Annotated in this window: 13 protein-coding genes; 9 read left to right on the top strand and 4 right to left on the bottom strand. The window is 38.1% G+C overall.

Features of this window, described 5'->3' with window-relative positions:
- Positions 1-110, bottom strand: a 110-nt coding sequence (locus AC27FM_RS13045; protein ID WP_487088938.1) for a helix-turn-helix domain-containing protein, incomplete at its 3' end; no start/stop codon positions are given.
- A gap of 67 nt (positions 111-177) precedes the next feature.
- Between AC27FM_RS13045 and tnpA the strand changes: the two genes are divergently transcribed.
- Positions 178-579, top strand: a complete 402-nt coding sequence (tnpA, locus tag AC27FM_RS13040; protein ID WP_487088934.1) for an IS200/IS605 family transposase — start codon at positions 178-180, stop codon at positions 577-579.
- Between the two features lie 106 nt (positions 580-685).
- Here the strand turns inward: tnpA and add are convergent, their stop codons facing one another.
- A complete protein-coding gene (add, locus tag AC27FM_RS13035) occupies positions 686-1,705 on the bottom strand; it encodes an adenosine deaminase (RefSeq protein ID WP_487088932.1) in 1,020 nt (339 codons plus the stop codon).
- Positions 1,706-1,928: 223 nt separating this feature from the next.
- Here add and AC27FM_RS13030 point away from each other — a divergent pair, with 223 nt between their 5' ends.
- Entirely contained in the window at positions 1,929-3,266 is a 1,338-nt protein-coding gene (locus AC27FM_RS13030) for an NCS2 family permease (RefSeq protein WP_487088930.1), read from the top strand.
- 11 nt (positions 3,267-3,277) lie between these two features.
- Positions 3,278-5,056 carry an adenine deaminase C-terminal domain-containing protein gene (locus AC27FM_RS13025; RefSeq protein WP_487088928.1) on the top strand — a complete coding sequence of 593 codons (1,779 nt, stop codon included), beginning with the start codon at positions 3,278-3,280 and terminating at the stop codon, positions 5,054-5,056.
- 2 nt (positions 5,057-5,058) lie between these two features.
- Here the strand turns inward: AC27FM_RS13025 and AC27FM_RS13020 are convergent, their stop codons facing one another.
- The gene (locus tag AC27FM_RS13020; RefSeq protein WP_487088926.1) at positions 5,059-5,925 is read right to left on the bottom strand and encodes a glycerophosphodiester phosphodiesterase; all 867 of its coding nucleotides are present in this window, start codon (positions 5,923-5,925) and stop codon (positions 5,059-5,061) included.
- Positions 5,926-5,936: 11 nt separating this feature from the next.
- Positions 5,937-8,465 (bottom strand): excinuclease ABC subunit UvrA, encoded by a 2,529-nt coding sequence (locus tag AC27FM_RS13015; RefSeq protein ID WP_487088924.1) that lies wholly within the window; start codon positions 8,463-8,465, stop codon positions 5,937-5,939.
- Positions 8,466-8,696: 231 nt separating this feature from the next.
- Between AC27FM_RS13015 and AC27FM_RS13010 the strand changes: the two genes are divergently transcribed.
- The 6 genes from AC27FM_RS13010 (at position 8,697) to AC27FM_RS12985 (ending at position 15,376) form a co-directional block, all read left to right on the top strand.
- Positions 8,697-9,344, top strand: a complete 648-nt coding sequence (locus AC27FM_RS13010; protein ID WP_487088936.1) for a deoxynucleoside kinase — start codon at positions 8,697-8,699, stop codon at positions 9,342-9,344.
- A gap of 120 nt (positions 9,345-9,464) precedes the next feature.
- Positions 9,465-9,959 (top strand): QueT transporter family protein, encoded by a 495-nt coding sequence (locus AC27FM_RS13005; protein WP_487088922.1) that lies wholly within the window; start codon positions 9,465-9,467, stop codon positions 9,957-9,959.
- A 75-nt stretch (positions 9,960-10,034) separates the two neighbouring features.
- On the top strand, positions 10,035-11,234 hold the full coding sequence (locus AC27FM_RS13000; protein ID WP_487088920.1) for a glycosyltransferase family 4 protein: 1,200 nt from the start codon (positions 10,035-10,037) through the stop codon (positions 11,232-11,234).
- Positions 11,227-12,261, top strand: a complete 1,035-nt coding sequence (locus AC27FM_RS12995; protein WP_487088918.1) for a glycosyltransferase family 4 protein — start codon at positions 11,227-11,229, stop codon at positions 12,259-12,261. The genes AC27FM_RS13000 and AC27FM_RS12995 overlap by 8 nt, the downstream gene beginning before the upstream one ends.
- Entirely contained in the window at positions 12,261-13,313 is a 1,053-nt protein-coding gene (locus AC27FM_RS12990) for a lysylphosphatidylglycerol synthase transmembrane domain-containing protein (protein WP_487088916.1), read from the top strand. Before AC27FM_RS12995 ends, AC27FM_RS12990 begins: the two co-directional genes overlap by 1 nt.
- Positions 13,313-15,376 (top strand): LTA synthase family protein, encoded by a 2,064-nt coding sequence (locus tag AC27FM_RS12985; RefSeq protein WP_487088915.1) that lies wholly within the window; start codon positions 13,313-13,315, stop codon positions 15,374-15,376. Before AC27FM_RS12990 ends, AC27FM_RS12985 begins: the two co-directional genes overlap by 1 nt.
- The last annotated feature ends 201 nt before the right edge of the window (positions 15,377-15,577 follow it).

Genomic DNA, 15,577 nt, shown 5'->3' with positions numbered 1-15,577 from the left:
ATATCTAACATTTGATTCCAGACAAATCTATTCGCCCCAAAGTTATATTCGATAAGTTCTTGTTGATATTGATTAGGATATATCCTTAGCTTCTGTCCTTTTAAAGTCATCTGTTAGTCACCTCCTTTTGTGTTGAACTAAAATAATATTATAACATTATAATATTTAGGAGTATGTATGCTAAAGAAACAACGAACTAATGTTTATGATTTTAACTTCCATCTTATTTGGGTTACAAAATATAGAAAACCAATTTTCACAAATGCCAGATTATCGAGTGATATATCACTTAAAAATGATGTTGAAATACAAAAGATGGAAGTAATGCCCGATCATATACACCTATTAATTAGTTTTCCACCCAATAAGACACCGTCTTCAATAGTTAAGTCGTTTAAGGGTACGTCGGCAAGAACATGGTTTAAAAAATATCCAGAAACAAAAAAGAAACTATGGGGTGGTCACTTATGGTCGAGCAGTTTCTTCATGAGTACTTTAGGAAATATTTCTAAAGACGTAGTAGAAAAATATATTGAGGATCAATTAAAAGAATACAACAATGGTCGCCCAAGACGTTGATTCATCACAGCAATGAATTACCGTGTTTTCTCAATTGACGACCTTATAAAAGCAAAATAAATAGACTTCCGACGATTAAAGTCAGAAGTCTATTTATTTTGCCTAGTTAGAAGTTTTCAACAAAGTCGTCGATTTCTTTTAAGTATGTTTCTTTTTGGAAATCACTTATCCAAGAAGTTTCGAAGGAATTCTTGGCGAAGGTTACTAATTGTTCTGCGGTCAGGTCATATTTATCAGCTAGCGCTTCGTAGTTATCAGCGATATAACCGCCGAAGTATGCTGGGTCATCCGAGTTTATCGAAACTTTGACGCCTTGTTTCATCAATTCGACGATCTCTTTTCCCTTCATATCATTAGTAACGAATCCATTTGAGAGTGGACAACTTGTTAAACCTAATTTCTTTTGATTGACCCAGTCTACTAAGTCTTGATTTTCGATGATGTTAGTACCGTGATCTAGTCGTTCAACCTCGATTATTTCAAGTGCTTGTTTGATATGTTCGATCGAGTCGATTTGATCGATGTCGGCGTGCATAGTTGTATGGTAGCCTTGAGCTGCTGCGTCGCTGTATGGACGAGCAAACTTCAATGGAGGATTGTGATGTTCATCTGAATCTAGTCCTACACCAAGGATCATGTCACGGTATGGTTTAGCCATTTCTAAAACTTCATTGGCTGATTTAGCAGGCATGTCACGTAAGAAACACATGATCAAGTGTGCATCAACATTGAATGAGCTAGCGTCGACACAGGCACGGTGATAACCCTTGATAAATGTCTCAAAGGCAATGCCACGTGTTAAATGTGCTTGAGGGTCGAAGAACATCTCTACGTGACGGACACCGTTTTGTTTGGCACGTTTCAAATATTCTAATGCTAGTTGATAGAAGTCATCTTCTGTCTGTAAAACATTCATACCTGGATAGTAGACAGCTAAGAATGAAGCTAATGAATCGTAATCGTATGATTTACGAACATCTTCTATAGTAGTTTGACCAATATCGATACCATTTTTTTGTGCTAATTTCAATTTCAACTCAGGTTCTAGAGTTCCTTCCAAGTGCAAATGAAGTTCAGCTTTTGGTAATCCTTCAATGAATTCTCGTGTGATTGTTTTAGGTAACAAGTTGATTAGCTCCTTAATCTTTATTTGTTTTACAATGTTAAGAATAACAAGAATATTATTATTAATCAACCAAATCTGTAATAAAAGTATTCTCTAAATACGAACGATAAAAAAATAATTATAAAAAATAATCGTATTTTACTTGATATTATTATTTAAATTTGAGATACTCTTGGAGTAAAAGAGTACGGGGTTTGTACTTAATTAGAAGGAGATTAAATAAATGAATACCTCATTGGATCAAAGAAGTTTTATTGAAAAATTGTTTCATTTACAAGAGAATGGAACAACGGTCAGACGTGAAGTATTAGCCGGATTAACTACATTCGTTTCAATGGCTTATATTTTATTCGTTAACCCGCAAGTATTAGGGGATGCGGGCATGAATAAAGGAGCTGTTTTTACAGCTACAGCTTTATCAGCAATTTTAGGTTCAGTCTTAATGGCATTATTAGCAAATTATCCTATCGCAATTGCCCCCGGTTTAGGTGACAATGCCTTCTTCACTTACTCAGTTGTTTTAGCCATGGGTATTCCTTGGCAAACGGCGATGGCGGGAGTATTCGTCTCCAGTATTTTGTTCCTTATTCTTTCATTAGTTAAGTTGCGTGAAATCGTTATTGACTCGATTCCCCATGACTTGAAGCTAGCCATGGCGGCTGGTATTGGTATTTTCATCGCTTTTGTTGGTTTCCAAGGTGGTGGCCTTATCACCGGTAGTAAGTCAACTCTTGTTGCAATGGGTTCATTGACAGTTCCTACTACTTGGTTAACGATTTTTGGTTTAGTTGTCACAGCTTTCTTGATGGCTAAGAAAGTTCCCGGTTCAATCTTTATCGGAATGGTTTTAACAACTATCTTAGGCTTAGTTACAAAGCTAATTCCGCTACCAAGTCATATTATTTCTAGTATTCCTAGTATGAAGCCAACATTTGGTGTTGGTATTGCTCACTTAGGCGACATCAGCCAACCACAATTATGGTCAGTGGTACTTATCTTCCTATTAGTTGCGTTCTTCGATACAGCAGGTACTTTGATCGGTCTGGCTGCTCAAGCCGGATTTATGAAAGACAATAAAATGCCTCGTATCGGTGGCGCACTGATGGCCGACTCTATCTCAATGCTTGGTGGTGCTGTTATGGGTACAACACCAACCGCTGCCTACGTTGAATCAAGTGCCGGTATCGCGATCGGTGGTCGTACAGGATTGACATCAATGGTCGTCGGTGTTTTATTCGGATTAGCAATGTTCTTCTCACCACTATTAACAGTCGTTACTTCTAACGTTACAGCACCAGTATTGATCATCGTTGGTATTTTGATGGCACAATCTATGAAAGAAATCGATTGGGGCAAGTTTGAAATTGCCATGCCAGCTTTCCTCACTATCGTCGGGATGCCACTTACTTATAACATTTCTTATGGTATCGCCTTCGGATTCTTAGCATACCCACTAACAATGATTGCTGCAGGTAGAAGTAAAGAAATCAATCCAATCATGTACATCTTGTTCTTCGTCTTCATCATCTTACTTTACACAATTAATATCTTACCTAAATAGGAGGAAATGTTTTGTTAGACTTAAATGAATTCAAAGATTTGATCAAAGCTGGAGCTGCCGATATTCCTGCTGATTTGGTAATTAAAAATGGACAGTTAGTCAACGTTTCAACGGCTGAGATATATCCAGCACAAGTGGCTGTATACAAAAACAAGATAGTCGCAGTTGACGAAGATGTTTCTGATTATGTTGGAGAATCAACTAAGATAATTGATGCCAAGGGCAAATACTTAGTACCCGGAATGATCGATGGTCACATCCACGTGGAATGTAGCAAACTGAGCATGCCTAGTTTTGCGAAAGCAGTTGTTCCTCATGGTACGACAAGTATCATTTCAGGATTAGATGAATATATTTCAGTCATTGGTCTGGATGGCTTAAAAGAAATCTTTAATGAGATCGATCAAACAGACTTGAAATTGTTCTGGGGTGCACCATTCAAGACACCTTACACGATCCCACAGTCAACTATTGTGGAAAACATCAACTCTGACATGCAACATGAATTGCTCAAACAGGCTAACGTTTATGGTGTTTGGGAGACGGTTAGAGAAGATATTCAAGAGTTAGATGAAGATACCCTGAAGACAATGTTGTACGCTAAGGAAGCACATAAACCAGTTTGGGGATGCTCTCCAATGGCTCGTGGCAAAAAGCTCAATCAATATTTGATGAGTGGCGTTCGCGTCGATCATGAGAGCTATGATCATCAAGAACTACTAGAAAAAGCTCGTAAAGGTATGAACGTTGTCGTGCGTGAATCATCAGTTACACATTTCTTAAAGGAAAATATCCGAGCTATCACAGAAAACACTGCCAACATTGCTCGTCACGTCAGCTTCTGTACAGATGATGTCACGGCAACTGACATTGCTGAATTAGGACACTTGGATCATGTAGTTCGCTTAGCTATCAAGGCCGGAGTTGCACCACTGACCGCTATTCAAATGGCCACGATCAATTCAGCCGAGGCTTATCGAATCGACGATCAAATTGGAATGATTGCTCCTAATCGTGAAGCTGATATTTTATTCGTTGAAGACTTGTATAAATTTGAAATTTCAGAAGTTATTTCTAAGGGTAAGTTAGTTGGTGAGACAGCTACTCCAGAGATTAAGTATTCGGGCAAAATCATGAATTCAGTCAAGGCTGACCAGTTAACAGCCGCTGATTTTGTTTACAAAGTAGATGCTGAAGATGGGTTAGCCGAAGTTGAAACAATTAAGAGTGTTGGACCGTTCGTTCGGAAACGTCGTGATGTTGAATTGGAAATCAAAGATCATGAGATTCAAATCGACCCCGCCAAGGATGTAGCACTAGTATCCGTCATCGAAAGATTCGGTATCAATGGGAATAAATCATTAGGATTCACTTCGGGTTGGAATCTCCAAAGTGGGGCAATGGCATCAACTGCTGCTCCAGATGACAATAACTTGATCGTTATGGGTGTAGATGCTGAAGATATGGCATTTGCAGCTAACGAACTTATCAGTCGTGGTGGCGGTCAGATCGTTGTTAAAAATCAACAAGTATTAAGTTTTCTACCGTTACCGATTGCCGGAATCGTTTCAGAAGCTACGCCAGAGGAGTTAGTCAAACAAGAGAAGAGTATCTTGAAGGCAGCTCGTGAACTCGGTAGTGAGGTGGACGATCCAATGTTCTACATGACATTCTTACCGATCACAGCCATCCCAGATTTAGCGATTACTGATTTGGGACCAACCGATTGTATCGGCTTGAAGATATTTGATCCAATCTTGAGCATCAAAAAAGGCCAACCTAATGGCTAGCCTTAGTCCCACTTATCTATCAGTTTATTAGTTTCTTTAGTGTTATTAGTGAAGACACTGTCGAACTGGTAAACCTTCAATGCATTGTAGTTATCATTATAAGTATCCAAAGTCCAAGCGTTGGTTTTGAAACCATTGCTATGGGCTTTTTTTATTAACTTTTTAGTCCACTGTTCCTGATCGATCGAGATGAATTTAATATATTTCGGAGCGTTGTCGATTTCTTCGGTGTATTGCCTTTCTGTTACAGAATCTAATAACCACAAGATGGGAATATTTTTTTGTGCGGTTTTACTATGAAATTCTTCGATACCGGGGATACTTGAATCTTGCATAATCACGTTGTCGTTCATTTTGTATTGATTCAGTGCCTTTGCCAGAGCCTTTTCAGTATCGGTATTATCACCAGCATTTTTCTTTGCTTCTATTATGTAGTGGATATTCTTTTGGTATTTTTTGAAGACATCACCGAGTTGATGTAGTTTTTCGCCATTGACCAATTTGATCTTTGATAATTGTGCTGAGGTTGAATCGGATATTTTGATATTTTTCCCAGTAGTACGTTTTAAGTTATTGTCATGAGAAACATACAACTTACCGTCTTTGCTCAGCCAAACATCTTGTTCGATGTACTGACTGCCATCTTTAATGGCAGTATCATAACCAGCAAAAGAATGTTCTGGTTGGTTATAGGGACTTCCACGATGGGAGAAGACCAATGGAGACTTGGATGAAGCATGATTGACACTAGTTGCGATCGAAGTCAGATTTTTGGCTTTTGGTGCGGCGTCGATAGTCAGACTAGTTAGTCCAGCAGTTAGACTTAGCATTAACGTGACTAAAGTAGCGATGATAGGTATTTTTTTCATAATCGATTCCCTTAAATATTAAATAGTTTTAGATGTTCTTTGAGATATTCCCCGGTGATACTCTTTGAAGCACAGATTTCTTTAGGAGTTCCTCTGGCTATGATTTTACCACCATTGATACCACCTTCGGGGCCCAGATCATTAATGTAGTCAGCATTGGCAATAATATCTAAGTCATGTTCGATCACGATGACAGTCGCATGGTTGTCGATCAACTTATTCAAAACATTTATTAAGACGGAAACATCTTTTGGATGTAGCCCGACACTGGGTTCATCAAAGACGAAAAGTTGATTCTTTTGGCTACGTTTCATATAAGTGACTAATTTTAATCTTTGAGCTTCTCCACCAGAGAGGGTAGGTGTGCTTTCTCCTAATTTCAAATAGTCGAGACCGATCTCATCTAATGTATTTAAAGTTCCTGCAATATTTGTTTCCGTGTTGAAAAATGTCTTTGCCTCGGTGACCGACATGTTCAAAATTTCAGCGACATTTTTGTCGTGCCAAGTGACTGCTAAAATATCTTTATTATAACGATTGCCGTGACAAACTGGGCAAGTTTCTACCATATCAGGAAGATATTGAATATCTAGCGTGATAACTCCAGTTCCACCACAATTAGGGCAGGCTCCTTCATTATTGTTGTATGAGAAATAACTAGCCGTATAATGTTTTGCTTGCGCCGCTTCAGTTGAAGCGAAGAGCTTGCGAACTTTATCTAGAATTTTGGTATAAGTCGCCACAGTTGAGCGAACATTTTTTCCGATCGGTGTAGAATCAACTGTTAAAACATTTTTTATACCACTACTGTCCAGTGATTTTACGTAACTAGGTCGCGGTTCTCCATTGAGTTGATTGTTCAATGCCTCAATAAAACTGTCAAAGACTAGCGTAGTTTTTCCAGAACCAGACATGCCTGAAACTACATTCAGTGATTCCTTGCTGAATTTTGCACTTAAATCGTGAATATTAAATCTGTCACCGATATCAACGCTGATAGTGCCTTTACTAAACGGTGTTATCGGTTGATGTTGAATAATATTAGCATCTCCATTGAGATATGGTGCGATTACAGATTTAGGGTCAGTTTTGATTTCGGTCGGAGTTCCCCGTGCGATGACCTGTCCACCACTGGCACCTGATGAAGGTCCGATTTCAATGATGTAATCAGCGGCCGCAATGATACTGGTGTCATGATCAACCACGATCAAGGAATTACCCAATTTGACTAATTGATGTAGAATCTTGATCAATCCGCTCACGTTTGCAGGATGCAAGCCGACACTCGGTTCATCCAGAACGTATAAGACACCAGTCATCTGATTACGAATTGTTCTGGCAAGTTGGATTCGCTGTAATTCTCCAGTAGACAAGGTGTTTCCAGAACGTGTCAAAGTCAAATAGTTTAAGCCTAGATCATCGATCGGTTGAAGTAATTCCAATAATTCATCCGTTAAATTATTACCTAATCGCTGCATGTCATCTGGTATCCAGCTAAGGATTTCAGTACAAAAGTCCTGCAACTGATCGATACTCAGTTGACAGACTTGCGCGATGTTCTTACCTACTAGTTCATTATTAAATAGTTTAGGATCGAAGCGACTGCCTAAACAAGTAGGGCACTCTTTGACGGAGTAGAATCTACCTAATCGTTTCAGAGTATTTTCATTTTTGGTACTCTTTAGGCTGTGCTTGACTGCATCAATAGCATTTTCATACAGCGCATTGAGTTTGAATGATTTGCCAGTTGAAGTAGGGACAATAACTTCGCGCTTGACGCCTTCACCATTAATGACGATATCCTTCTCTTGATCAGTTAAATTTTCAAAAGGCACATCTACTCTGACACCTAGTTGTTGAACGACTTCGATTTGCAACGAACGACCAGGGAGACGCCACGAACGGATGGCACCTTCAGAGATGCTCAGTGTTTTATCAGGAATTATTTTGTCCAATTCAATTGTCTTTAGGAAGCCAGTACCTTGGCAAGTCGGACAAGCACCAGTGGAATTAAAGGCGAAGTCCTCAGCGCCAAAAGTATAAAATTTGACCTGACAAACAGGACAGGTCAATAAGCCCATACTCTCATCCGAAGTTGGTAAGTCCATCACTTCGGATATTTTTAATGTCGGATCCAAGCGATGTCCGTTGGGACATTTCACGGATGCTAGCCGAGAGAACATCAGCCGGAGAATATTCAAGCTTTCAGTCATCGTGCCGACGGTAGACCTAACTCCGGGAACAGTCGGACGTTGTCTCAGAGCAATAGTTGAAGGTAGATTTCTGATTTCTTTAACATTAGAGCGCCCCATCTGTGTAATTCTTCGTCGAGTGTAAGTTGATAATGCGTTGAGATATTTTCTAGCACCTTCAGAATAAATAGTGTCCATAGCCAAGGAAGATTTACCAGAGCCTGATACACCAGTGATGGCTACGAATGAATTGAGCGGAATATCGATGTCCAAATCTTTTAAATTATTCGCATTTGCACCACGAACCTCTATATTATCTGGAATATAGTTTTTATGTCTAATTGCCATTATTAACTCCTCTCATTTTGCATAACCAGTTTAACATTGATGATGATATTTACTTGAGATTAGGTTTTTTTTTGAATAAAAATCCTAGTGTATCAATGGTCGAAGTTGTGTAAACACTACCATATATGGGTGAGATTTATTTTTATATACAATATCTAGTCATGAAGTGGTATTATAGTGAATGTTGATTTTTTACAGATTATTTAATGAATTAGTTGGAGGAGAATAATGATGATCGTATTGAGCGGCACTATTGGAGCCGGAAAAAGTTCATTGGCAACTATCTTATCAAAACATTTAGGCACAGAGGCATTTTATGAACAAGTGGATGACAATCCTGTCTTACCTCTTTTTTATGCTGACCCTAAAAAATATGCTTTTCTATTACAAATTTACTTTTTAAACAAGCGCTTTGAATCTATCAAACAGGCAATGGTTGATGACAATAATGTTTTGGACCGCTCAATCTATGAGGATTCATTATTTTTCCATATGAACGCTGACATGGGAAGAGCCACACCTCAAGAAGTCAAAGTTTACGATGAATTATTGGACAATATGATGCAAGAACTACCATACGCTGCTGCTAAAAAAGCTCCAGACTTGCTAGTACATATTGATATTTCATATGATACGATGATCAATCGTATCGAAAAACGTGGTCGTGATTATGAACAACCAGAACAAGATCCATCATTAGTGGAGTATTACCACAATTTGTTGGGTCGCTACGATGGCTGGTACGACAATTATGATTACAGCCCTAAGATGAAGATCGATGGCGATAAGTTCGACTTTGTGGAGAATCCAGATGATTTACACAAGGTTTTGGGTCAAATCGACGCCGAATTAGCTAAATATCGTGTGGCCACAAATTAATTAAAAAAAAGAAGCTTTGGCTTCTTTTTTGTTTGATGTCTATTGCGAAATAAGATAACCTAGTAGAGACAGTTTTTCTGGTAACCTGTCGAAAATAAAAACAGTGGGGGATTTTTTTGTATGAGTAAATTAAAAACTAGGGATCTAACTCAATTAGCGATTATTGCGGCTTTATATGTGGCGGTAACAATCGCACCGGGACTGTCGGCTTTTTCATACGGCCCAGTTCAATTTAGAGTTTCAGAGATCCTGATGTTATTGCCATTTTTCAATCACAAGTATAGCTGGTCGTTGATCATTGGATGTTTCATCGCCAATATTTTCAGTGCATCTTTAGGAGCCTACGATTTGTTATTCGGTACACTTGCTACGGCGTTAGCTTGTTACTTGATAACCTTGATTCCTTCAGATATCAAGTGGATCTGGACGGTCCCAGTCATCTGTGCGGTTGTGAATGGTATTATTGTAGGAGCCGAATTGCATCTAGTGTTAAAGATTCCATTCTGGATCAATGCTGGATCAGTCGCATTAGGCGAAGTAGTCGTTGTTGCGATCGGTGCTATAATTTTCTATTTCTTATTGAAAAATCGTAATTTCAGTAAATTAATTAATTAAGAATATAAGGGGGGAAGTGATTCCTCCTTTTTTTTGTTATAATCATCATTATAAAGATTGTGAGGAGATGTTTTTATGAATATCGGAATTTTTACCGATACATACTTCCCTCAAGTTAGTGGAGTAGCTACATCGATCCAGACATTGAAGAACGATTTGGAACGAAAAGGGAACTCAGTTTATATTTTTACGACGACTGATCCTAATGTATCTAAAAAGACTATCGAACCTAATATTTTTCGTGTAGGCAGTGTACCATTTATCTCGTTTACAGATAGAAGGATCGCCATTCGAGGAATGTTTCATGCGGTGGAACTAGCCAAGGAATTGAAGCTTGATATTGTTCACACACAAACTGAATTTTCGATGGGATTAATGGGTAAGTTTGTTGCAAAACAACTAAAGATACCTTTCGTTCATACTTATCACACAATGTATGAGGATTATTTACATTATGTTTTAAATGGACACTTGTTGAAGCCATATCATGTTAAACAAATGTCGCGAATGTTCTTGAAAAATGCTTCGGGCGTAGTGGCTCCAAGTAAACAAGTTAAAGCAACCTTAGATCGTTATGAAGTGCCAGCACCGATTTCAATTATTCCTACGGGTGTAGATTTGTCCGAATACACTAAGCCAGTGAATGCCTCAGTCGTTCGTGAAGGTTTGGGGATTGACGAGGATACGCCAGTGATTCTGATGCTAAGTCGAATTGCTTTGGAAAAAAAGATCGACCACATGCTCAGGTCAATGCCGGAATTATTGAGATATAATTCTGATATCAAATTAGTTATCGTAGGTGATGGACCAGATATGGACGAATTAGTTCAGATGTCTGAAGACCTAGGTATCAGCGATAATGTTATCTTCACTGGTGAAGTAGAGCATGACAAAATCTCACCATATTATCATATGGCGAATATTTTTGTGTCTTCCAGCGATACTGAATCACAAGGATTAACATATATTGAAGCAATTGCATCTGGTTTGAAGATTGTTGTTAGAAGCGCACCCTATACAGACCAACTTTTGACAGATCCATCAGTTGGTGTAACATTCTCTCAGGATAGCCAATTAGTGCCGAGGATCATTGCCTACCTTGATCATCCTAATTCCTTTGATGATCACGATGCACGACAGAAGATCCTCTATAATATATCTTCTGATAGTTTTGGTAATTCGATTTTGAACTTCTATCATCGTTCAGAAGAGTATTTTATCAGAGAGAAACTTTCAGATTCATCAATAGATCCGGAGGAGTATTCGAATGATTAAGATCACTATGTTTTCATCAGCGGATAAAGTTGCGGGACAAGGCGTCGGCAGTGCCTATAAAGAATTAATAAATCTGCTAAAAGAACGTCTAAGTAATGAATTCGAAATCAAAATAAACGATTATGGTCGCAGCGACTTGAGCCATTATCATACGATCGATCCACAATTCTATCTTTCAACATTCTCCAAAAAACGTGGACGCAAGATTGGTTACGTGCACTTTTTACCAGAGACTTTGGAGGGTAGTATCAAATTGCCTGAGCCAGCAAAGTCGATTTTTTATAAATATGTAATTAACTTTTATAAGCGAATGGATCAAATCGTTGTCGTTAACCCTACATTTATTGATAAGTTAGTCGCACATGGTCTTGATCGCAAGAAGATCAAGTATATTCCTAACTTTGTTTCAACTGAGAACTTCTACGAGAAGTCAGCCGAAGAGAACCAAGCATTCCGTAAAAGAATCGGAATACCTGATGACAAGTTTATCGTTTTCGGTGATGGTCAAGTGCAAGAACGTAAGGGAATTGATGATTTCTATAAATTAGCCAAGGGTAATCCTGATATCCAATTCATTTGGGCAGGAGGCTTTTCGTTTGGAAAAATCACTGATGGTTATGACCGTTACAAGGATATGATCGAGAATGCGCCTAAGAATATGAAATTCACAGGGATAGTTGACCGTAACGAATTAGTCAATTACTATAATGCCTGCGACTTGTTCTTGTTGCCATCGTACGATGAGTTATTCCCAATGTCAGTTTTGGAAGCCTTCGCTTGCGGAGCACCTGTTCTTCTGAGAGATTTGGACTTATATCGTGCTATAATTTATGGTTATTATCAGCCAGCTAAAAATTATTCAGAGATGAATGATTTCATTAATAAAGCAGCTAATAATAGAGAGTTATTGGAAGGATTCAAGAAGAAGTCTAGAGACGCTACTAGTCAATACTCGGAAGAAAATTTGAGTAAGATTTGGTATGATTTCTACACTGAACAATATAAAATTGCTAAACGGGATAAATAATGAGTAGAAAAAACATATTTGCATTATTTGTAATGCTATTACTTGGAATGAGTATCTTTTGGTGGGAAGCCAGAAAGATTGATTTCAAGTCATTAGTTATGACTTTCCAAAACTTGAATTATAGTTGGTTAGTCGTAGCAGTGTTGTCGATCCTCTTATCTTATGGAGTGGAAGCGTTAGTATTACATACGTTGTTAAAAAAAGAAGAGGACCGGAAGTTTGGCTGGTGGGAAATGTATCGTATCCCATTGATTCAAGCGTTATTCAACGCCATCACTCCATTTTCATCTGGTGGACAACCTGCACAATTAGTAGGTTTGATGCAATCCAAGATCGATCCCGGTCGAGCTAGTTCGGTCTTATTGATGAAGTTCGTTATTTATCAAGCCATGGTATTAGTCAACTTTATCATTGCAATGGCAGTGAGCTTTAAGAGTGTGGCACAGCATTTTTCAGGTCTTGCCACTTTGATCCTCTTTGGAATGGTAATCCACTTGGTTACGATTTCATTCTTATTGATGATCATGTATTATTATGATTTCACTAAAAAAATGGTTCAAGTAGTATTAAAACCAGTTTTATTTTTTCTAAAAGAAGAAAAACGTGATAAAATCTTACAGTCAACTGTTAAAGGTATTGATAGCTTTTATAATGAGAGTTTAGTATTAAAACATGAAAAGAAAAAAGTTTTCAAAGCGTCATTACTAACTATTGTTCAACTGTTCTTGTATTATTTTGTGGTTTATTTTGTATTACTTGCATTGAATTGTGATCATGTAAATATTGTTGATGTTTTAGTGATGCACATAATGATTGTAATGATCACATCCATTTTTCCTATCCCCGGTGGTTCAGGTGGTGCGGAATTTAGTTTTAAAACACTGTTTGCTGGGTTCATTCCTTCACCTTCAGGATTGATCCTTGGTATGTTTTTATGGAGATTTATTACATATTATTTGGGGATGTTTTTGGGGATTATTGCGGTTTCAAAGAAGCCTAAAATAAAGCGAGACATCGTAAAAGTTGTTAGTAAATCTATGGAGCGTAAATAATGAAGCGTATTGTTAAAGGTACTTCAAATTTTTTAAATACTAGGCTAGGTTTTGTTATCTTTGCGGTGGTTTTATATACCATAAAAACCGTTTATGCCTATCAAACCAAATTTAACCTAGGGGTTAAAGGATCAATTCAAGTTTTCCTGATGATAATTAATCCAATACCAATAATGTTATTGCTATTTGGTATTGCCCTGTACATGAAAGGTAGAAAGTCATACGTATTCCTATTAATAATCGATTTCTTGGATACCGTCTGGCTCTTCTCCAACATTTTGTACTACCGTGAATTTTCAGATTTCCTGACGATGATCTTGATCAAAGGCTCAGGATCAGTCTCTAATAACTTAGGAAAAAGTATTCTAGGAATCGTCAAACCGACTGATTTCTTGGTGTTCTTAGATGTATTGATACTAATATTATTACTAGCATTTCATGTGATCAAAGTGGATATTAAGCGATTGAACTGGCGCATACCCGTCTTGGTCAGTTCACTGGCAGTTCTTCTATTTGGCGCTAACCTAACACTAGCTGAAAGTGATCGGTCACAGTTGTTGACTAGAACATTTGATAACAACTATATCGTCAAGTATCTAGGACTAAATGTTTTTAATATTTATGATATAGTCAAGACCTCTCAAACCAATGCTGTTAAGGCTAAGGCTAAGAGTTCTGACCTCGAATCTATCGAAAATTACATGAAGAACAACTACGCGACACCAAATGTCGAATATACAGGTGTCGCCAAGGGTAAGAATGTCTTCATTATTCACTTGGAGAGTCTGCAACAATTTATGATCGACTTTAAGTGGGATGGTGAAGAAGTCACACCTAATTTGAATAAACTTTATCATGAAGACAATACTCTTAGTTTTGATAATTTCTTCAATCAAGTTGGACAGGGTAAGACTGCGGATGCCGAGTTAATGCTTGAAAACTCACTCTTTGGGTTGCCGGAAGGATCAGCAATGGTTACTGATGGTACAAGCAATACGTTCCAAGCTGCACCAGCTATTTTGGATCAACAAGGTTATACGACAGCTTCATTCCACGGGGATGTTCCAAGTTTTTGGAATCGTGATAATGCCTACAAGTCATGGGGATACGACTACTTCTTTAGTTCAGAGTATTACAAGATCAAGAAGTCTTACGAAATCGGTTATGGTATGAAGGATAAGATATTCCTCAGGGATTCGGCGAAGTATATCGAACAATTGCCTCAACCTTTCTACGCAAAATTGATTACCGTTACAAACCACTATCCGTATACTTTGGATAAGCAGAACCAAAGTATATCTAAGACTGACACAGGCGATAGTACCGTCGATGGGTATGTCCAGACGGCTAGATATTTGGATGAGTCTGTTGGTGAATTTATGAATTGGCTCAAAGAAACAGGCTTGGACAAGAATAGTATGGTCGTATTCTATGGTGACCATTATGGTATTTCTGATAACCATAAGAAGGCCATGGCGAAGTTGACTGGTACTAAGGACTTTGATGATTTTGACAATGCACAATACCAACGTGTGCCATTCATGATACACATGGACGGTCTAAAGGGTGGAATCAATCATACTTATGGTGGTGAGATCGATGTACTACCAACGCTCTTGAACTTACTAGGTGTGAGCGATAAGAACATGATTCAATTCGGTAGTGATTTACTGTCTAAAGAACACCCTCAGACTGTGGCATTCAGAAACGCGGACTTTGTCACGCCAACTGTAACCAAGGTCGGGAGTACTTACTACAATACTAAAACTGGTAAAGTAGACAAGAGTATATCTGCGGCCGAAAAAGCTAAACTATCAAATAAAGTCACGACAGAACTATCCTTATCTGATCGTGTTATCAACGGGGATCTCTTGAGATTCCACAAGGTGCCTGGATTCACTACGGTCAATAAGAAGGACTATTCTTACAAGAAGAGCACCGCTTTGAAGACCTTAAAGGCCGCTAGAACTAAGAATGGTACTAGCTTATTAGCTCAAAACGATAATAAATCTATGGTAGATCTGTATACTACCGACGCTCCAGAGCTGAGCGATGACAAATAGATTATAAATATAATGCTGAAGACTTTGAGTCTTTGGCATTTTTTTGTCTAGACAATTCGGGGTAAAAGGTAGTAATATTAATAGGTAATCACCAATACCAATTTGATATTTCAAATTAATTTGTTTTTTTTTACAAAAACACTTGCATACATCAATTCTAATTGGTAATATATTACCTGTTGTTGCGACACAGCAACGGCG

Source organism: Companilactobacillus sp. y65-5, from assembly GCF_057541095.1.
Note: the sequence above shows the minus strand (reverse complement) of the source record. Positions and strands in the feature narration are given on the sequence as shown.